16 protein-coding genes and 1 pseudogene are annotated in these 19634 nt (G+C 66.8%); 10 read left to right on the top strand and 7 right to left on the bottom strand.

Features of this window, described 5'->3' with window-relative positions; translation table 11 throughout:
• The first annotated feature begins 977 nt into the window (after nt 1-977).
• Entirely contained in the window at nt 978-2393 is a 1416-nt protein-coding gene (locus LNW73_RS17900) for an MFS transporter (protein ID WP_250976505.1), read from the top strand.
• A gap of 7 nt (nt 2394-2400) precedes the next feature.
• Here the strand turns inward: LNW73_RS17900 and LNW73_RS17895 are convergent, their stop codons facing one another.
• On the bottom strand, nt 2401-2721 hold the full coding sequence (locus LNW73_RS17895; protein ID WP_250990585.1) for a hypothetical protein: 321 nt from the start codon (nt 2719-2721) through the stop codon (nt 2401-2403).
• Between the two features lie 186 nt (nt 2722-2907).
• On the opposite strand from LNW73_RS17895, the pseudogene lhgO reads away from it, so the two are divergent.
• The 7 genes and pseudogenes from lhgO (at nt 2908) to LNW73_RS17860 (ending at nt 10603) form a co-directional block, all read left to right on the top strand.
• Nucleotides 2908-4154, top strand: a pseudogene (gene lhgO, locus LNW73_RS17890) (L-2-hydroxyglutarate oxidase).
• Between the two features lie 162 nt (nt 4155-4316).
• The gene (gene trmB / locus LNW73_RS17885) at nt 4317-5225 is read left to right on the top strand and encodes a tRNA (guanosine(46)-N7)-methyltransferase TrmB (protein ID WP_250990584.1); all 909 of its coding nucleotides are present in this window, start codon (nt 4317-4319) and stop codon (nt 5223-5225) included.
• Between the two features lie 132 nt (nt 5226-5357).
• Entirely contained in the window at nt 5358-6863 is a 1506-nt protein-coding gene (locus LNW73_RS17880) for a PrsW family intramembrane metalloprotease (RefSeq protein ID WP_250990583.1), read from the top strand.
• A 123-nt stretch (nt 6864-6986) separates the two neighbouring features.
• Entirely contained in the window at nt 6987-7556 is a 570-nt protein-coding gene (locus LNW73_RS17875; protein ID WP_250990582.1) for a Uma2 family endonuclease, read from the top strand.
• A 277-nt stretch (nt 7557-7833) separates the two neighbouring features.
• Nucleotides 7834-8841, top strand: a complete 1008-nt coding sequence (locus LNW73_RS17870; RefSeq protein ID WP_250990581.1) for a tetratricopeptide repeat protein — start codon at nt 7834-7836, stop codon at nt 8839-8841.
• Nucleotides 8842-9130: 289 nt separating this feature from the next.
• A complete protein-coding gene (locus LNW73_RS17865; protein ID WP_308407682.1) occupies nt 9131-10099 on the top strand; it encodes a NaeI family type II restriction endonuclease in 969 nt (322 codons plus the stop codon).
• 78 nt (nt 10100-10177) lie between these two features.
• Nucleotides 10178-10603: a very short patch repair endonuclease gene (locus tag LNW73_RS17860; RefSeq protein WP_308407793.1), complete on the top strand. Its 426-nt coding sequence runs from the start codon at nt 10178-10180 to the stop codon at nt 10601-10603.
• Here LNW73_RS17860 and LNW73_RS17855 read toward each other — a convergent pair.
• The gene (locus LNW73_RS17855; protein WP_250992950.1) at nt 10511-11695 is read right to left on the bottom strand and encodes a DNA cytosine methyltransferase; all 1185 of its coding nucleotides are present in this window, start codon (nt 11693-11695) and stop codon (nt 10511-10513) included. The genes LNW73_RS17860 and LNW73_RS17855 overlap by 93 nt on opposite strands.
• Before the next feature lie 147 nt (nt 11696-11842).
• Nucleotides 11843-12550 carry an HNH endonuclease gene (locus LNW73_RS17850; RefSeq protein WP_250990578.1) on the bottom strand — a complete coding sequence of 236 codons (708 nt, stop codon included), beginning with the start codon at nt 12548-12550 and terminating at the stop codon, nt 11843-11845.
• 137 nt (nt 12551-12687) lie between these two features.
• On the opposite strand from LNW73_RS17850, the gene LNW73_RS36015 reads away from it, so the two are divergent.
• Nucleotides 12688-13698, top strand: a complete 1011-nt coding sequence (locus LNW73_RS36015; RefSeq protein ID WP_285391236.1) for a DNA cytosine methyltransferase — start codon at nt 12688-12690, stop codon at nt 13696-13698.
• A 68-nt stretch (nt 13699-13766) separates the two neighbouring features.
• On the opposite strand, the gene LNW73_RS17835 is transcribed toward LNW73_RS36015, so the two are convergent.
• The 3 genes from LNW73_RS17835 to LNW73_RS17825 form a co-directional block, all read right to left on the bottom strand.
• A complete protein-coding gene (locus LNW73_RS17835; protein ID WP_250990577.1) occupies nt 13767-15605 on the bottom strand; it encodes a DEAD/DEAH box helicase in 1839 nt (612 codons plus the stop codon).
• Nucleotides 15605-17017 (bottom strand): transcriptional regulator, encoded by a 1413-nt coding sequence (locus LNW73_RS17830; protein WP_250990576.1) that lies wholly within the window; start codon nt 17015-17017, stop codon nt 15605-15607. Before LNW73_RS17830 ends, LNW73_RS17835 begins: the two co-directional genes overlap by 1 nt.
• A 79-nt stretch (nt 17018-17096) precedes the next feature.
• Nucleotides 17097-17792, bottom strand: a complete 696-nt coding sequence (locus LNW73_RS17825) for a hypothetical protein (RefSeq protein WP_250990575.1) — start codon at nt 17790-17792, stop codon at nt 17097-17099.
• A gap of 255 nt (nt 17793-18047) precedes the next feature.
• On the opposite strand from LNW73_RS17825, the gene LNW73_RS17820 reads away from it, so the two are divergent.
• Nucleotides 18048-18878 (top strand): hypothetical protein, encoded by an 831-nt coding sequence (locus tag LNW73_RS17820; protein ID WP_250990574.1) that lies wholly within the window; start codon nt 18048-18050, stop codon nt 18876-18878.
• A gap of 492 nt (nt 18879-19370) precedes the next feature.
• Here the strand turns inward: LNW73_RS17820 and LNW73_RS17815 are convergent, their stop codons facing one another.
• Entirely contained in the window at nt 19371-19574 is a 204-nt protein-coding gene (locus tag LNW73_RS17815) for a hypothetical protein (RefSeq protein ID WP_250990573.1), read from the bottom strand.
• Nucleotides 19575-19634: the final 60 nt, after the last annotated feature.

The following is a 19634-nucleotide window of genomic DNA, read 5'->3' as shown; positions in this document are numbered from 1 at the left end:
CCCACCCGTCCATGGAAGCGCGCCTGATCAGGACCGCAAAGAGCGCACGGGCGGGCGCACAGCCACATATACCGGGAGCACGGGCACTTTTTGGGGGCTGCAATCTCGCCATCCGGGACAGGCCTCTTAACGGTCGGGATGCGGCGAACTACGCTGGGTGTACCCGAGTAGCGAACGCCCCGGCATCTCGGGGCCCGGTTTGTCCGCGACATTGGCCGAATCGGGCTCCACAGACATCACAGCCTCTACAAGAGGGGCTGGGGCGGCCGTTCTTTGTGTCGAGGGGGTGGCAAGGGCGTGGTCCACGTGCGCGGCCCTCGCGTGTCCGGACGGGCCGGCGCGTCCGGCATCCCCGGCGCGTCCGACACAGCCGGCCCGGCCGATGTTCCCGGCCCGGTCGACACCCCCGGCACCCGCGGCAGCCCCGGCCCGGCCGACATCTCCGGCTTACCCGATGCCTCGGCACCACCGGGACCACCGGGCCCACCCGGCCCATCCGATGCCCCGCGCCCATCCGATACCCCGGGCTCATCCGATGCCCCGCGCCCATCCGATACCCGGGTCCCATCCGATACCCCGGGCTCATCCGATGCTCCAGGCTCATCCGGTCCGACCAGAGCGACCCACCCGACCAGAGCGACCCGCCCGTCCGGCCCGACCGGCTCGCCGGGAACGGCCGTCGCGCCCGGTGCGCCCGGTCCTGCCGGTGCGTCCGACGAGGAGTGGCCATGCTGTGCTCTCCCGGGAGGCAGCTTCCGCCGCCCCCCGTTCTCGCACGAGTTCTCGCCCGAATCCCCCCTCGGTCCCACGTCTGGGTACCGAACCGGATACCGAACCGGATACCGATCCAGCTGCCGAGCCGGGTACCGGACCGAGTACCGAACCGGGTGCACACCCGGGTTCCCGTCAGCACCGCCCCCCCGAGAGACAACCAGGCCGTCCGGCCTGCCCCCAGCGGCATCGCGAGGTGAACCGCAGTGAACAAGGAACATCGCGGGCCGAACGAAAAACTCGGCACCCTGCTCGCCCTGGCCGCCATCAGTAACGCGGGCCTCGCCCGCCGGGTCAACGACCTGGGCGCGCAACGGGGCCTGACCCTCCGCTACGACAAGACCTCGGTGGCCCGCTGGGTCAGCAAGGGCATGGTGCCGCAGGGCGCCGCACCGCACCTCATCGCCGCGGCCATAGGCAGCAAGCTCGGCCGTCCCGTCCCGCTGCACGAGATCGGGCTCGCGGACGCCGATCCGGCGCCCGAGGTCGGGCTCGCCTTCCCGCGCGACGTCGGCGAGGCGGTGAAGTCCGCCACCGACCTGTGGCGGCTCGACCTCGCCGGCCGCCGCGGCCCCGGCGGCACCGGCATCTGGCAGAGCCTGGCGGGCTCCTTCGCGGTCAGCGCGTACGTGACCCCCGCCTCGCGCTGGCTGATCACCCCCGCCGACGCCCTGGTGGCCCGTGACGCCCCCGCGCCCGGCACCGCCCACGTCGGGCACTCGGACGTGGCGAAGCTGCGCGAGGCCGCGGACGACGCCCGCCGCTGGGACTCGAAGTACGGCGGCGGCGACTGGCGCTCCGGCATGGTCCCCGAATGCCTGCGGGTCGAGGCGGCGCCGCTGCTGCTCGGCTCGTACAGCGACGAGGTCGGCCGCTCGCTCTTCGGCGCCACCGCGGAACTCACCCGGCTCGCCGGCTGGATGGCCTTCGACACCGGCCAGCAGGAGGCCGCGCAGCGCTACTACATCCAGGCCCTGCGGCTGGCCCGCGCGGCGGCCGACGTCCCCCTGGGCGGCTACGTCCTGGCGTCGATGTCCCTGCAGGCCACGTACCGGAACTTCGCCGACGAGGGCGTCGACCTCGCCCAGGCCGCCCTGGAACGCAACCGCGGTCTGGCCACCGCCCGCACGATGAGCTTCTTCCAGCTCGTCGAGGCCCGCGCCCACGCCAAGGCCGGCGAAGCCGCCGCGTGCGCCACGTCCCTCGCGGCGGCCGAGTCCTGGCTGGAGCGCTCCCGGGACGGCGACGCCGATCCCGCCTGGCTCGGCTTCTACTCCTACGACCGGCTCGCCGCCGACGCCGCCGAGTGCTACCGCGACCTGCGGGTACCCCGCCAGGTGCAGCGTTTCACCGAGCAGGCGCTGGCCCGGCCCACGGAGGAGTACGTCCGCTCGCACGGACTGCGCCTCGTCGTGTCGGCCGTCGCCGAACTCGAGTCGGGGAACCTGGACGCCGCCTGCGCCGCGGGGACCAAGGCCGTCGAGGTCGCCGGCCGCATCTCGTCGGCGCGCACGACGGAGTACGTCCGCGATCTGCTGCACCGGCTGGAGCCGTACGGCAACGAACCGCGGGTCGTCGAGCTGCGGGAACGGGCCCGGCCGCTGCTGGCGGCGCCGGCGTGATGCCGCCCTAGGCGTAACCGATGCCGTGGCCGAAGGTGAAGCCGATGCCGTAGCCGATGCCGTGGCCGAAGGTGAAGCCGATGCCGTAGCCGATGCCGTGGCCGAAGGTGAAGCCGATGCCGTAGCCGATGCCGTGGCCGAAGGTGAAGCCGATGCCGTAGCCGATGCCGTGGCTGCGGTCGCTGTAGCAGTAGCTGCGGTCGTCGCGGGAGCCGTAGTCGTAGCTGTAGCTGTACCTGCAGCCGTCGTGAGTTCGGGAGCTCAGGAACTCGTGAGCCGCCCGTGAGCCGCCCGTGGACCGCCTGTGCGGTCCACGGACTGCGTCCACGGGGTCACACACCTTGCCCCGCAAGGGTTTGCGACGATTGTCAGTGGGCCAGTTCATGATGGGGATGTCTTCAGGTCGAGGACTTCATGGCGTCATGGCGGGGGCTTCATGAAGGGGACTCATGATGGGGGCCCATGATGGGGGCGACTGGCCGTCCGGTCAGAAGCGCGGAGCCGGGGAGGTGGCATGGGACCGTACGCCGATGATGTGAACGATGTCGTCGTCATCGGGGCGGGCATCGTCGGCCTGTCCACGGCCTACGCGCTGACCCGTGCGGCGCCGGGCACGCGGGTGACGGTCCTGGAGAAGGAGCCCGGCCCGGCCCGGCACCAGACCGGCCGCAACAGCGGAGTGATCCACAGCGGGATCTACTACCCCCGGGGTCGCTCAAGGCGCGCTACGCCCTCCAGGGCTCCGCCGAGATGGCGAAGTTCTGCGCGGAGCACGACATCGCGCACGAGATCACCGGCAAGCTCATCGTCGCGACGGAGCGGGACGAGCTGCCCCGGCTGCATGCCCTGGTCCAGCGCGGCCGGGAGCACGGCATCGCGGTGCGCGAGCTGGGCCCCGCCCAGATCCAGGAGTACGAACCGCAGGCGGCCGGCCTGGCCGCCATCCACGTCGGCTCCACCGGCATCTGCGACTACGGCGCGGTGGCCGCGACCATGGCCCGGCTCGCCACCGACGCGGGCGCCAGGATCCAGTACGGCGCCGAGGTCCGCGCGATCACCCGGACCCGCGGCTCCGGGCCGGACGGCACCGGGATCGTCGTCGAGTCCACCACCGGCGAGATCCGTACGAAGACCCTCGTGAACTGCGCGGGTCTGCACTGCGACCGCGTGGCCCGCCTCGCGGGCGACGAGCCCGGGATGCGCATCGTCCCCTTCCGCGGCGAGTACTACGAGCTGAAGCCGTCCCGTACCGGCCTCGTCCGCGGCCTGGTCTACCCGGTCCCCGACCCGGCCTTCCCCTTCCTCGGCGTCCACCTCACCCGGGATGTGCACGGCGGGGTGCACCTCGGCCCCAACGCGGTCCCGGCGATGGCCCGCGAGGGCTACCACCGCCGCACGTTCCGCGCCCGGGACCTGGCGGAGGTCGCCGGCTACCCCGGCACGTGGCGGATCGCCCGCCGTCACTGGCGGTACGAGATCGGCGAGATCCACCGCTCGCTGTCCAAGCGCGCCTTCACCGCCGCCGCGCAGCGCCTGCTGCCCGCGCTCCGCCCGTCCGACCTGATACCGGCGCCCTCCGGGGTCCGCGCCCAGGCGGTGCTCCGTGACGGCACCCTCGTCGACGATTTCCTGTTCGGCGGCTCAGGCCCCTTCGTCCACGTCCTCAACGCGCCCTCGCCGGCCGCGACGGCGTCCCTCCCGATCGGGCGCGAAGTGGCCCGCCGGGCCCTGTCGGCGCTGGCCACCCTGCAGACGGCGTAGCCGGGTCGCGAGCTCGGGCAGCTCAGCCCGGGGTCCGGGCAGGCGGCTCCAGGCCAGGGGTCCGGGCTGGGGCTCCGGACCCCCGAGGCTGACGACCGCCCCCGGTCCGGAGCAGCCGGCCGGGCGGGGGTGCTTCCACCCGCCCGTAGAATTAGCCCCATCGTGTCTAGTTCACCCACGCCCCCCAGCACCCCCGCGGCCGAGTCCCTGGTTCCTGCCGCGCACGCCGAGCCCGTCGCCTTGGCCATACCGGCCGCGGCCGCCGAGCCCGCGGCTCCGGCCGCGGCACCCGCCTCCGGTCGGCCCCTCGCCCAGCCCGTCACCCGGCCCGGCGCCCGCCCCGCCGCCCGGCCCGCGAAGTTCCCCGACGGTCCGGCGCCGGACCCGGCGGGCTCGCGTGAGGAGCACCGCATCCGGACGTTCCACGCCCGCCGCGGCCGGGTGACCGACGCGCAGGCCGGCGCGCTGGAGCGGCACTGGGCGGAGTGGGGTGTGGAGCTGGACGGCTCCCCCCTCGACCTGGGCAAGCTCTTCGGGGACCCGGGCCTGCCGATCGTCCTGGAGATCGGTTTCGGGATGGGTGACGCCACCGCGCGGATGGCCGCCGACGACCCGGCCACCGGCATTCTGGCCGTCGACGTGCACACCCCCGGCCAGGGCAATCTGCTCAATCTGGCCGACCAGTACGGCCTGACGAACGTCCGGGTCGCCAACGGCGACGCGATCGTGCTGCTCCGCGACATGCTCCCGCCCGAGTCCCTCTCGGGTCTGCGGATCTACTTCCCGGACCCGTGGCCCAAGGCCAAGCACCACAAGCGCCGGATGATCCAGCCCGAGTTCCTGGCGCTGGTGGCGCCGCTCCTCCGCCCCGGCGCGACCCTGCACTGCGCGACCGACTGGGAACCGTATGCGGAACAGATGCTGGAGGTGCTTTCCGGCAGCCAGGACTTCACCAACCAGTACGGCGACGGCTACGCCCCCCGCCCCGATTTCCGCCCCATGACCAAGTTCGAGCGCCAGGGACTGGCCAAGGACCACATCGTCCACGACCTGCTGTTCACGCGCCGCTAAGCCCTGCCCCCGGCTACCGCTGGGAGCCGGCCCCGGGCTAAGCGGAATCCGGAACGATCGGATCCGGTCGCAGCGGAAGACGTATGGGGAAGGGCATCGCGCACACCCTCCATCCCCCCGTACTGTCGACTGGTGTCCTCGTACTCGCATTCGCCCGACTCCTCGAACCACCCGGTCCCCGAGTACCCAGAGCACGCGCAGAAGGCGCCCGAGTTCGCCACCGTCCCGACCACTCCGGACCAGTGGCACTACAAGCCGCGCCGCGCCTTCTGGGAGAGCAAGGCGGTACGCGCCGGAGCTCTCTTCACCCTGCTCGCGCTGTGCGGCGTGATCATCCTCGCGCTGGTGCGACAGCAGATAGGGACGGAGGGGTTCTTCGTCGGCCTCGCCCTGTCGATCCTGCCGGTGCCGGTGCTGATCTGGGCGTTCATCTGGCTCGACCGGGTCGAGCCGAGTCCGTGGAAGAACCTGGTCTTCGCCTTCGCCTGGGGCGCGTGCGCCGCGACCCTGGTGGCGATACTGGCGAACGAGTACGCCACCGAGCTCCTCGCGACGACCTTCACCGCGAGCCCGTCCCAGACCGACACCTGGGGCGCGACCTTCGTCGCCCCGCTGGTCGAGGAGACGGCCAAGGGCGCCGCGATCCTGCTGCTGTTCCTCTTCCGGCGCCGGCACTTCGAGAGCATCGTCGACGGCATCGTGGTGGCCGGCCTCACCGCCACCGGCTTCGCCTTCACCGAGAACATCCTGTACCTGGGCTCGGCCTTCGGTGAGGACCAGGCCTACGGCTCCTCCGGCCTGCAGTCCTCCACCGCGGCGACCTTCTTCGTCCGGGTCGTGATGACGCCGTTCGCGCACCCGCTCTTCACCGCGATGACCGGCACCGGCTTCGCCATCGCCGCCATGACCCGGCCCGGCCGCCCCTGGCGCTGGCTCGCCCCGATCGGCGGCTGGCTGCTCGCGATGCTCCTGCACGGCGTCTGGAACAGCTCGGCGTCACTCGCCCCGCTCGGCTTCCTGGCGATGTACGGCGCGATCATGATCCCGGTGTTCGCGCTCGTGGTGTGGCTCGCCATCTGGTCGAGGTCGAAGGAACTGGGGCTGATCCGCGCCCAGCTGCCGGTCTACGCGATGGCCGGCTGGCTGACCCCGCCGGAACCCGTCGCCCTCGCCTCGATGAAGGCCCGCAGCGTGGCCCGTTCCGCCGCCCGCCGCGCGCACGGCGACGCGGCGGCCCGCACCGTCCGCGAGTACATCGCCTTCGCGACCCATCTCGCCTTCCTCCGCGCCGCCGCCGCCCGCGGCACCGCCGGGCCGCACTTCGTGGCCCGTGAGCAGGAGCTCCTCCACCACCTCTGGCAGCGCAAGGACGTCGCCCAGCCCGCCCTCACCCACGCCGCCTGGGCGACCCGCCCGGCGGTGCCGCCGGCGTGGGGCCAGTGGCAGCAACAGCCGTACGGGCCGTATCCGCAACGCCAGTACGGCCAGCACTACGGCCAGCAGCCCTACGGGCCCCAGCACCTCGGACCCCAGCCCTCCGGGCCCGCCTCCACCGGACCTGCCTCCCCCGGGCCGCAGCCCTTCCTCCCCCAGCCGTACGGCCGGCAACCGCCCCCGTACGGCGGCCAGAACATCTGACCCACGCGACGCTCCCCTGCGCCCGGCCCGCGCCCGGCGACAGCAGGGAACTGCTGCCGCGGATGGCACAACCACGACATACAGCGAGCACTGCGGCCGTCCCGGCCGTAGGAGAATGAGGGCATGGACTACGCCCGCATCCGTGCCATCGCAGAGGGCCTCTCCGAGCACACTCCTGACACCGTGCGCGGCTTTGAGATCAGCGGCGACGAAATTGTCATGACGATGTCGCCGTCCAGGCCTCACGAGTTCATCGCGCTGCGGATCCGCCAGCAACTCGACCAGCAACTGGACCCAGCCCTGGTCGCCCACACCGGTGGGGAAGTCGAGGATGCCTCACTCGGTACGCTGCGCCGCCCCGATGTGATCGTCGTTCCTCTGGCCGTCTTCGCCGAAGACACGATGGACCCCTTCCATCCCCGCGATGTCGCGCTCGTCGCCGAAGTGGTCCCTCCTTCGAATCACTCCAACGACTACGTCGAGAAGGTGCACGACTACTCGGCCATGGGCATCGAGCTCTATCTGCTCGTTGACCCCCGCAAGGGCACGATCGCCGTCTTTTCCGATCCCGGCCCCGGATCTGCCGGCCCCCGCTACCGAGGCCGTCACGATTCCACCTTCGGCGAGCCGATCACCGTCGGCCCCTGGACCATCGACACCAGTGAAATGCGCACTTACCCCAGCATGGGCTGAGCGGTCGGGCACCAACCACGTCCCCACATCCAGAATGGGCACCCCGGACACAGCGGCAACAGCCGTACGGGCCGTATCCGCAAACGCCATTGCGGCCGGTACGGCCGGCAACTACGGACTGCAGCAAGCCGGACCGCCGCTCTGCGGCCGGCCGTACGCCCGGCAACCGCCCCCGTACGGCGGCCAGAACATCTGACCCACGCGACGCTCCCCTGCGCCCGGCCCGCGCCCCACCCGCACCCTGGCCTGCGACGGCACATCGCAGTAGCGTCCAACCATGTCCGAGCAGCGCGAACATGCCGCCGAGGCCGAGCGGCTCCTGCGGAAAGTCCCCGAGCACCCCGACGACCGCGAGGAGCTGCTTCTCGCCGCCGCCGCGCAGTGGATCCTCGCCGAGCGCCCGGCCGAGGCCCTGCCCCTCTACGACGAACTCCTCGACCCCGCCTCGGACCCCGTCTCGGACCCCGCCCTCGTCCAGGCGCTCAAGGCCGCCGCCCTGTGGGACACCGGCGCCGAGCAGCAGGCCCGCGAGCTCGCCGTCGCGGTCCGCGCGCAGGCCCCGGCGAGCCTGCCGCCGTGGCAGATCATCGGCGAGACCTTCGAGGTCCACGACGACCTGCCGGCCGCCGCCGCCTGGTTCGAGGACGCCACCGACCACTTCCTCACCCCCGACGAGGTCACGTACGAGGCCCGCAGGATCCTCATCACCCGGCACCGCGTCCGCCGGCTCCTCGGCGAGTCCCACGACGACCGCGACCACCTCGCCGACTACGTCCACAGCGCCCCGGTCCCCCTCGACGAGCTGCACGACCCCAAACGCCTCTGGTCCCTGGGCTCCGACGACCCCGCCGAGGTCCGCCGCGAGATCGAACGCCTCCGCACCGAACTCGCCGACCACCGGGCCGCCCTGTCCCGCCCCTACCCGCTGGCGGTCCTGTACTGGCCCGAGGCCGAACTCATCGCGCTGCTCACCCGGTACCCGGTCTTCGCCGCCGACTACGGCAGCTACCCCGAGCACCTGCGCAGCGTGGAACAGGCCCTGCACGCCCTCTCGGCGACGGGCGCCCCGTTCCTCGGCGTCGTCACGGCCACCCTCCCCACGTACGAGGCCTACGCCCGCACCCAGACCCTCCCGCCGGCCACCCCATCCCTCCCCGCGGCCTACGCCACCTCCCTGGCCGCCCGCGGCCACGCCACCCCCTGGCCCCCACCCCGCAACACCCCTTGCTGGTGCGGCGCCCCGGTCCCGTACGCAGAACACTGCGGCCGCCCGGGCACCGCATAGCCATCAGCCGTCACACCGGATTCGCCCGCATCCGTACGATCGTTCAGGCCCAGCGCCTCACGCGGCTGACAACTCCAGCCCCGCGAAACCGCTACGCAGCACCAGTCATTGCCGATCCCTGCCTCCCAGGCCCAGCCGTGTGCACTACCCATAGCAATTCGGCCTCTTCTTCGCCAGCTGAGTATCGAATCACCCGTGCGGATGCCCTGCAGCCGGTTCAACTGCCAGACTGCACGGACCAACTGCCCGGACCTTCGATCTCTCTAACAGAGGTACAGCCTTGCTGCCCTTGGACTACTCGGCCGCTACAAATGTCTCCGCTGCTGCGATCACAGCCCAGGACATCGAACTCATGGCCGTGCGAGATAAATTGATGGGTCTCGACCCAGAAGGGAGACGCTTCGGAAGAGTACTACGGGACTCGATCGATCAGCTTCTCAATGGAGAGGCCACTGGACGTTACGACTGGCAGAGCCTTCTCAAAACCGAGAAGACACACGCCGGCACGATCGTAGAGATCAACCTCCAGCGGGATTTTCAGTTCGAAGATGGAACTGAAATGGACTACAAGATCGCAGGTTCCGATGTCGACTGCAAATACTCTCAGGACTTCGGAAAATGGATGATCCCTCCAGAGGCAACGGGTCATCTCTGCCTCCTCGTTTGGGCCGATGACTATACGAGCCGATGGAGCGCAGGCCTTCTCCGCATCCAGCGACAATTGTTGAACGGTGGAGAAAATCGCGATCTTAAGACAACCATTAAGGCCGAACACCGCAACAAGATATACTGGCTCTGGCGAGACGCCCAACTGCCCGAAAACGTACTCCTGCATCTCAATGCCTCAATGCGGAACGATATCCTCAGCAAGGCCTCTGGCCAAGGCCGGGTTAACGAGCTCTTCCGCCGTGTCCAGATGCGCCTGATCGGCCGAGGGGTGGTGCGTACCGTGGCTCAGCAGAGTGACTACATGGCCCGGATTCGGGAAGCAAAGGGCAGGGCACGCACAGTTCTGCGCGGAGAGGGAATTCTCATCGCGGGCCACTACGGCAGCCACCAGGCAGTCGTACGAACCCTCGGAGGTCCGGTACCCCAGGCAGGAGAGCTTGTCAGCTTCAGGGTTGCAGAAGCGATGCCACTCCACGCCGGCCGCCCGAAGGTTCTTCTGGACGGAACGTTCTGGGTCCTAGCCGATGACAACGACCCCGAGTGCGTAGCCCCGCATCTCCCCAAGCACACTGAGAAGACGAACGACTGACAGGGAAGTGCGGAGGTAGCCGTGTCTGGCGCAGCGCCCTGGACGCCGCCCGAGGGATCCTGGGCTTCGTCCCCCGCTATCCGCAGGAATATGCAGGCCATCCGCAGCCGCGACACGAAGCCGGAGTGCCTGGTTCGACAACTGCTCCACGCACAGGGACTCCGCTATCGCGTCGCGGCCAGGCCCCTGCCAGCCCTTCGCCGGACGGCGGACATCGTCTTCCGGCCGACGAAGGTCGCCGTCTTCATCGACGGCTGTTATTGGCACGGTTGCCCAGAGCACTACGTCCCGCCCAAGACCAACCCCGGCTACTGGTCAGGCAAGGTCTCCGGGAACGTCGCCCGCGACCGGGATACCGACGAGCAACTGCGCGCGGCAGGCTGGACCGTGCTTCGCTTCTGGGAGCACGAGTCACCTAACGAGTGCGCGCTCACGATCTTCGACACGGTCAGCGAACGCCGCGCCGGGCTCCTGCGCGGGGAGATAATCCACCGGGAAGAGTGAATCATCCTCGTGCTTGTGGATCGAATTCGGATCGGGAAGCACCGGTCCAGTGCGACCCAGCGCCTCAGCGATGCTAAGCCCGACAGCCTCGGCGACTGGAGCAGGGAAAGCATTCCCCACCTGTCGGTACCGGGCAGTCTTACCGCCATGGAACTCCCAATCCTCAGGAAATCCCTGGATAATCGCCGCCTGAGCAACCGTGAGCATGGGTCCATTAGGTCGATGGAGATCTCGGCGGGGAACGACATCTTTCTCGTCGTTGGCCACGCCCATTCCATCAACTCCCAATGCTACCCACGCGGCCTTGGCTCTGCTGGGGCCGAGGTCGGCACCGCCGTGCTTCTTGGATCCACCTACCAGGGTGGGGGCGACGGTTCCCAGCTTGGCCTGATCGTGCCACTTCTTATATCGGGCCTTGTCGTCCCCGAACCGTCGGCGCATGCTCTTCGCCAAGGCCTGGGCCACGGTGACCAGCGGCTTTTCATTTGAGTCAGGCCAGCCAAAGCCGCGGTAGCAGTCTTTACGAATGGCGACCAGAATGGCTCGCGGCCGGAGCTGGGGCACCCCGTAGTCCCGGGCTTCCAAGACCTTCCATCCGCAGACTACGTACCCTGAATCGTTCAGGCGCTCCGCGATTTGATCTCGATAGCTCTTGAATTTAGTAAACGGTTCAAGGATGCCACGGACATTTTCGATCATCACTGATTGTGGCCGCAGCTTATCCACCAGATTGAGCATAGTCGGGAAAAGATCCCGCTCATCATCTGCGCCGAGCTGCTTCCCCGCGATAGAAAATGGCGGGCACGGAACCCCGCCGGCGAGGAGACTCAGCTCACCCTCTACAATCTTGCTCTTCGTGATGTGTACGAAGGGATCGAATTCCTTAACGTCCATGGGCAGGACATCGCAGTGTTTCCTCTCCCAGTCCCATCCCTTACGGTTCCTGACGTTGAGCTTCAGAGTCTCCACCGCATGCTTGTCGATCTCGACGAGTGCGACGTGCCGGAAGCCGGCCCCGTGGAGTCCGACGGCTTGGCCACCGGCCCCGGCACAGATCTCAATCGAGGTCAGCGGGTGACCGCTGGAACCCATCGGCTCCTCCTGGTTTGGCTCAAAAAGACATACAAGCGTCGCAGAGGCCGCGCTGAACGCCGCCCGGACATAGCTTCGCACGACCAGCTACCCAACCAGGGAGTGGCACTGGCATCCAGGGGCCCGAAATGCCGGCGCACAGACACCTCAGCCCTGGAGCAGCGCCCGCAGATCGCCTGCGACCTCGTCACGCAAGGCAGCCGGAAGCTGGCGGTACATGCCCCATGCCTGCTCAACCGGGGTGATCGGGCGCACATCACCGGCCATCCAGGCGTGCAACGCCAGCTTGTCCTTCCTCGACAGCTCCTTGACCCGGTCCCAGACCTGCTCCCGGCCCATCTGCACCCCGGTGAGATGCCGCACAGTTTCGTTGCACCGGGCGCACTCGGTGATCAAGTCTTCGGCGTTCGCTGCGCTGCCGGATTTGTGCGAGTTAACGTGCCCCAGCGTGAGCCGGGCATGAGAGTCCGGGTCGTCCGGATACGCCTCCGCCGCTCCGACCCCACATCGACGGCACATGTGACCGTCCCGCTCATAGACGAAGCGACGCGTCTTCGCACTGATCTGGCGCAAGCCAGCAGCCCGGTGCTCTTTCTCCCAGATCGGAAGGCCGATCTTCTCCAGGTACAGCTCGTCGGGCTGCAAGCTCGGCTTGTCCCGATAGTTCTTGATCACCCATCCAGCAGGCCGGAGGTCCCTCATCCTCCGGTCTACCTGCTCCTTTCCTTGGACCGCGGCCCGGAGATCCTGCTTCGAGAACGTACCGCCCTCCCCGACTTCGTCCCGCAGCCACAAGGCCGCCCTAATCCGGGCGCCGAGCTTTTTGTCGCGCCAGTCTTGTACCACTTCGCTCACCAGGTCCCCGTTCGAACATTCGACCTACCCGTCATCCTTTTGCGGTGAAACCGTAGCTTGCCGCTAGTTGCCGCGGCAACTAGCGGCAAGCTGCGTGAGATGCGGACCGCGCCGCAGTGAACACTGAGAGGACTCCCATGACTAGTCGCTTCAACAGCCCTGTCCTGCCAGCTCTGAACACATGCGTAGAGATCTGTGCTGGGGCTGGCGGTCAGGCACTGGGGCTAGAACGAGCGGGGTTCGTCCACTCCGCTCTTGTCGAGCTGGATGGGGACGCTTGTCAGACCCTGCGCGCCAATCGCCCCGCCTGGAACGTCGTACAGACCGATGTCCGGTCCTTCGATGCTCGCGGCCTACCTGGAACAGACAATGGCGTCGGGCTCCTGGCGGCTGGCGTCCCGTGCCCGCCGTTCTCGATGGCCGGGAAGCAGCTCGGGGGTGAAGACGATCGGGACCTCTTTCCTGCTGTCCTGTCACTCGCAGCGGTGCTCCAGCCACACGCGGTCCTGATCGAAAATGTGAAGGGTTTGATGCAAAGGAAGTTTGCCCCCTACCGAGTCACAATCCTTCAGCGTCTGGAAGACCTGGGCTACATCGCAGAGTGGCGGCTACTACGGGCGTGTGACTACGGCGTTCCGCAGCTCCGGCCAAGAGCAGTCTTGGTCGCCATGAGGCCCAACATGTTCTCGTCCTTCCGCTGGCCCGACCCGACGGCTTGCTCCGAGACCGCGCCGTCAGTCGGGCACGTCCTATACGAGTCGATGGCGTCCCAGGGTTGGGAGCTCGCCAGCCAGTGGGCTGACGCCGCCAAACGCATCGCACCCACTCTCTGTGGGGGCTCTCGCAAGCACGGCGGCCCCGACCTCGGCCCTTCCCGGGCGCGTCACGCGTGGGCCCAACTCGGGGTCAACGGCTCCAGCGTCGCGGACACTCCTCCCGCACCCGGCTCAATCCTGCCCGTGAAGCTCACCGTCGCGCAGATGGCTCTACTCCAGGGATTTCCGCCGGACTGGTCCTTCGCCGGCCGGAAGACCTCCGCCTACCGGCAAGTGGGCAACGCCTTCCCACCACCCGTCGCAGAGGCCGTCGGCCGCAGCATCGCCAAGACTCTGGCCAGCCAGAGTGCGCTGACGGCCGTGCGTGGATAGTTTGCGGCTCTTGCCTCGTCCTCTGTACGGAGCTAAACCACCAGCGCATCGCCACCTAGAACGCTCAGTTACCGCACTGCGACAGCATCGATATGGCCTAGCAGGGCGCGGACATCCGCCATATCCATGCCTCCAGCGATCGATGCTTCCTCCTGCAAGTCACCAAGCTGCTGCACGGACGGATCGTTGAGTATCCGGCCCATGAACTCAAGCTTCTTCTCGAGTCGCAGGGCGACGATCTCATCGACAGTGTCGCGGGCCGCGAGCACAGTGACTCTGGTTTCCGTTCCCGGAGCAAGACCAAGCCGGTGGATACGGTCCAGGCTCTGCAGGAATCGACCAGCCATGAAATCACGGTCGATATAGACAGCGTCGTGGCAAACCTGGTGAAGGCTGATCCCTTCACCAAGAGTCGCGGGGTTGGATAGCAGCACAAAACAGTCCGGGTCTTCACGGAAGCGCCGCAGCTGCTCCTTTCGATCGGGTGTACCGCCATGTACGACGGCTGGACCGTAACCCGCGAACAATTTCTCCATCGTGGTCAAGCTCCGCACGAAGGTCGCCCAGACCAATGTCTTGCGGCCCTTCGCGGCGTTGTCCGCCACAATGGTAAGGGCCTCCTGATATTTCGGGGACAACTCGTAGCGTGGCAGGTCCCGCATCAGCGAATACAGTGAGTCTCCCGGCGGAATTACCAACGGGGGCACTTGGTAGGCCAACGGTTCGTACCTGCTCGCGCCCTCAAGCAGCAGCGCCGGGCTAGTGGCAGCCATTAGCAGCCGGAGCAGGGCTTTTCCCAATGCATCGAAGTTGTCACGACCAGCCTCAGCCCGGGCAGAGAAGCGACCTACGAGAGCGTCATAGATCTCGCGGTGCAGGGACGGCATCTCCACATACCGGATCTTCGGTACGAAACGAGGAAGCCCCAACTCGTTCTTAGTAGTCCGGGAAAACAAAGGCCGGAGCACCGAACTGGCATAGGCAAGATCTCCCCCCGCCACGGCGTTGGTTACCACTCTGCGTCCCTGGCCGGGCCAGACGAAGGACAGCAAGTTCTCCAGGTCTCTAGCCCCGTTAGGAGCGGGCGTGCCCGTCAGAATCAGACGCCGGCGGCCCAGCGGACCGAGAGCCATACAGGCCGAACCATAGATACCTCGTGCACCAAGCTTCATCCGGTGCGCCTCGTCCAGGATCACCATCGACGGAACAGCCTTGAGCCATGCGGCAAGCCCTACCAGTGAGCGGTCCAAGCGCTCGTAGTTCACGACCAGGACTTCAGCGCCTGGATCGGGCGTCTTGTCCATGACGCGGAAACGCAACGGCTCGCTGAAGCACACCTCGCTCTCGTACTCCCATGCCTCGTATGCCGACTTAGGGCTCACCACTAACATCCGGCGAACATCGCCTCGCTCTCTCATCGCCGAAAACAGGGCGAGGGCGACGCGCGTCTTTCCCGCTCCGGGAACACTGAAGTTTGCACCGTGACGCAGTGCCATCAATTGGGAGATATCGCGGAGCTGAAAGGCCGTGAGATCCGCACGCCAGTCCGCCCCCAGCAGCGAAACAACATCATCTGCCTGGGGCTCTAGCCAACCGCCACTGGCGTGACCCTCTTGAAGACTGCGTTCAACTGAATCCGCGTCATCCAGAACGCCGCTGACCAGGTCAGCTAGCGCCTCTTCCCACTCAACGCTCTCTGGAGCCGACCAGGACCCCAGCTCACCGAGACCACCGAGGAAGTCATCAAGAGCAATCTCCGCTGACAGCAATCCGCGGTGCCCGCTCCCGGGAAAGCGTGCAGCCAACCTAGCGAGGTCATCCTTATGCTCGGGTACTGTCCGGAGGACCGCCTTGGTACGGGTCACATCGAAAGCGATCCGCAACGACGGCTCTCTTCCAGTGCCCATCAGCCCTCGCTACGTACAGCATCGAGTAGCCAGGCCAGGCCGTCGCCGGGCATGGGAATGCTGCGCGCAGCCTCTACCGCCAGCTTGCGGAGGCTCGCACGCAATTTGAGGATGGCTTCGTCAAATGGTTCTTCTTCCAGGCTACGAGAGGCTCTTGCCAACACCAAATCGGTGATGCATTGCTCGATATCAAGGCAAGCTTCGTTGAGCCGGTCGGGCGCCGCCTGCTTCTTCTTGCGGAAACGAGCATCGCGGCCAGCCGGCTCTAGCGCACTCTCCATTACGTCCTTCGCCGCCGCGTAGGTGCGACATGCCTCTGTCACCCGGCTAGCAGGCATCAGGTCGCCGGCACCCTGCAACGCCTTGGCCTTGAGGACTTTGTCAGTGAGCGCCCTCGCGTCAGAAACTTTGTGGCCAGCTCCCTGTACAGACCTGCCCAAGCCGGGAATCGATACCGGCGACGTGATTGACTGCTCGGTCTTGAGCGACTCGGGCAGGCGTTGTTCAAGGTAACGATCTCGGAAATCCGACTCGATCAGGCGGACATCGGTCTTGGACCGGCCCAGCGCGATGGCGAGGGACCGGTACTCTTTCGTTAGCTCAGCCGCCTCCCGGTTAATGTCAGATTCATTCCTATATTTACGGTACAGCTCGCGAAGTTTCTCCTGATCATCCTCGAAATCCATCAACCTCAGCTGAGCCTCACCATCGCGACTCCGCTCGATCAGGTCGCGGAGGCATTGAAGAATCCACAGGTCTTGCTCACAGGTAGCCGGCCTGAAGCGGAATTCACGCGCTATGTCAGCCAGAGTGCGGCCAAGGTTGATCTGCTCCTCCATTGCCAACAGCCGGTTGATATACGAGTAGTCCCGGCGATGGTCCTTACGCAGTTGCAGGGACAGCTCAACCGTATTGATGTCAGCCCAAGTACAGGACTCGGGGAGCACGCCCATCCGGATGTCCGGCCTGCCCAGTTCTTTGAGAGCGGCCCGTCGTGTGTTGCCGTTAACCACGATGCCGTCACGAGTGATCAGGCCCGGGTCGTTCTGCTTAAAGTCCCGAAGGCTCGCCAGCAGGATGTCAAAGTCCGGGTCGCGCTTCGACGGGTCCGCCGGCAGAGCCTGCAGCAAATGGTGCAGGTAGTCCTGACTGTCCAGGCTCCACGGGTCCGCGCGCAGACCGCGGTCCCCAGCGGAATCATGACTCCGCTGGGCACGGATTCGGTGGGTGCCGGGGTTGAAGTACAGCGCCTCGACAGGCATATCGATGACCTCGACATGCACGGGTTGCCCCCGCCATTCGATGGTGAGTGTCTCCCGCACACCTCCTGACTCGCTGGCCTCCTTCAGCCGCTGCTGTACCAAAGCCTGATTCTCAGCTGCCCGCGGCGGCCTTCCGAGGTCCGTGCTCATGGTTCTCTCCTCAAGTTCAGATCAGTCTGGTCGGCGGGAAGCTGAGGTCGGGGCGCCGGCCCGACCTGGCACTCAGCGTTCACTGCAGACCGCATGCCTCTCCCCCAAGGATCTCCCGGATCTTCAGCCGGGACTCTTCCGGGAGCGTTCTGTAGTCGGCCCACAACCGTTCCACGGCGCTGAACTCACGACGGTCGCTTGCTACCCATCCGGTCAAGATCTTGCGCTCAAAGGCGCCGATCCGGTCGATGCCCGCCAGTACCCCAGCAACATCTGCGGTGAGTCCGCGTCCACCTACTCGGCATCGATTGCACTCAGTGACCAGCTCCACCGTGACGCCGCCATCCGCGAGCCTGACCTCCCGCCGTGCGATGTCGAGCTGTGCAGATTCGTAGGAGTCGGCGAAGGGCTGGCCCGGAGCTATGCCGCACGAACGGCACATATAACCGTCACGGGCCAGGACTTCGCGCCGGCGAGTCACCGTGATTGCAGCGCCCAACTTCGCCCGACCCTTGCCTGGCTCCCAGACTGGCTCGCCCTGAGCTACGAAACGCTGTTCGCTGGCCCCGAGGCTCGCATCCTCACGGCTCGTATCAATCTGCCACCCGTGGTCGCGCAGATCGCGCATCCGGCGGTCGATCTGGGAAGTTTCCGGGAAGGCCTCCCGCAATTCCCCCTTAGTGAAGACGCCACCTACCCCCACCACACTGACCAGCCACAACCCTGCCCTCTTCATCGTGCCGTACTTCTCGTCCTTCCAGGACGGAACATCCATGGCGCTTCCCTTTCATCACGATCGCTCCCAGCCTGGCCGCGCAGGGGCGGACACCCCTTGCCCACAACCCTGCGTCCACAGACGGAGAGCCACTCCATTGAGCCTCACACCACTGTGGCAACGCCACAGATCCGCGGTTACTCCTGAAACGGTGAAGATGCCCCATGCCCTCCGACTCTGGGACACACTGTTGGCCAACTCAGCACTGTCAACGTAGGGGAGAGGACCTAGGCCACCATGCCACCGCGCGGAAACGTGGGGAGAAAGATCGACGATGGCAACGCGTTATCTCCCGAGTGCCAGCACCTCGCAAGAGCCATGCTCTCCCTCTACCGCGACCTGCACGCGGATGGGAGCACGGGGACGCTGGAACACATAGCCACGCAGCGCCTGTTCGTCAGCACCGGCAACCTTTCAGAGTGGCTCAACGCCAGGGCTGTCCCGTCATACAAAACTCTTCTCCATTTACACCAGTTGGCCGAGCACGATGCACATCCACTCGGACCCTCGGTGACCTGGGCAGACTTGAAGGCGCTCCACACGCAGGCACAAGCAAGCGTCTGCCATGACTGTCAGCCTGTGCATCAGCAACATGCGAATGACACAGCCCAGCTTCGCAAGGAGCTCGCGGCCCGCGAAGCAGAGCTTCGATACGCAACCACTGCGACCCCAGAACCCACGCCTCCACATCACTTCGATGTACACGGCCGGTCCCATCTTCACGCCGTGGCGGCGAAGCCGTTGCCGTTCATGCAAGTGGAGGCCGACCGGCCACTCACACCACCGACCGCGCGAGTGGCCGAACTGCTCACGGACGCCCTCCGGCTCCGCGACCAAGACCGTGCGGAGGATCTCCGTACGTTTCTCCAAGGCATAGGCGTCCTGCTGCTCCCGCAGGAAGTCCAGTCAGTCGTCCTCGCCTGGGTTCGGGCGAGCCTCCATGACGAAGCTGAAACGATTCTCCAGGCCGTCGCGCATGCCGGCCTTCCCCGTGCACTCCAGGTAATGAACGCGCTCCATCAGGCGGGCATGCACCATGAAATCGGAATGATCTTGAACCATGCCGCCGCCGCCAACACCGCCTGACCTTGCCAGCAAAGCTCGCCGCCGAGCCGTCCGTTGAAGGGGTGCCCCATCAGTACCAACCGCGCAAGAGAATCCTCCGCGGAGAGAGCCAGGCCCCCATCTCGTCGAGACCTCCGCCCCGGCTCAGGGTTGGACCTGACAGCCTTCCTGGCTGTTCTGGGAGTCACCGTCTTGACCTCGGCCGCGCTGTTCCTGTCCGGTCGATTCGGCGCCAAAGAGGCTCTACTCATAGGCTCCCCTAGCGCGGTTGTTTTCGGCGCCTGGTCCAAGTTCCGACGGCCAGCCCGGCAAAAGGAGCCAGACGGTGAGCAAAGCGGTCTCCGTCGCTTCGAAGTTGGTACCGGCAAGGGAACGCGCTTCTACTGTTCTTGGGGTACCCAGGACCAATCGGCCGACAGTCGGCGCGGTAGGCATGAAGAGAGTGGAAACCTGACCTCCGAAACCTCACCCGAGGCCCCGCCCGCCCCTCCATGTCCCTAGCAAAATTCCCGATCACAACTGTTCTGAGCCAAGCTCGGCCTCAAAGTGCATCTGAGCGTGGTCGAGGATGGTAACCAGGTCGCTGCCGTGACCGGTGAGCCAGTGGAGAAGGTCGGCGATCAAGTCGGTGACCGTTTCTTCCATGACCGGGATGCTGCCGGCGAGGAGGGCCGCAGGAATCATCGGATTGATGGCCGTATGTTTCGATGACAGCACTCGCTCGCAAGATCCGGCGGCGGGTGGCCGTGGTGATCGCCCCGGCGGAGTCGGGCGCGA

It is taken from the genome of Streptomyces sp. RKAG337, assembly GCF_023701715.1.
Lineage (GTDB): Bacteria > Actinomycetota > Actinomycetes > Streptomycetales > Streptomycetaceae > Actinacidiphila.
The sequence above is the reverse complement of the archived record's forward strand: the minus strand, read 5'-3'. Positions and strand labels throughout refer to the sequence as shown.

What these genes read in the sequence shown, in the direction of transcription:
- LNW73_RS17825 (WP_250990575.1), bottom strand. Translation starts at nt 17,792, where the DNA reads ATGGATGTTCCGTCCTGGAAGGACGAGAAGTACGGCACGATGAAGAGG.
- LNW73_RS17835 (WP_250990577.1), bottom strand. Translation starts at nt 15,605, where the DNA reads ATGGGCACTGGAAGAGAGCCGTCGTTGCGGATCGCTTTCGATGTGACC.
- LNW73_RS17875 (WP_250990582.1), top strand. Translation starts at nt 6,987, where the DNA reads ATGGACTACGCCCGCATCCGTGCCATCGCAGAGGGCCTCTCCGAGCAC.
- LNW73_RS17870 (WP_250990581.1), top strand. Translation starts at nt 7,834, where the DNA reads ATGTCCGAGCAGCGCGAACATGCCGCCGAGGCCGAGCGGCTCCTGCGG.
- LNW73_RS17855 (WP_250992950.1), bottom strand. Translation starts at nt 11,695, where the DNA reads ATGGGTTCCAGCGGTCACCCGCTGACCTCGATTGAGATCTGTGCCGGG.
- LNW73_RS36015 (WP_285391236.1), top strand. Translation starts at nt 12,688, where the DNA reads ATGACTAGTCGCTTCAACAGCCCTGTCCTGCCAGCTCTGAACACATGC.
- LNW73_RS17830 (WP_250990576.1), bottom strand. Translation starts at nt 17,017, where the DNA reads ATGAGCACGGACCTCGGAAGGCCGCCGCGGGCAGCTGAGAATCAGGCT.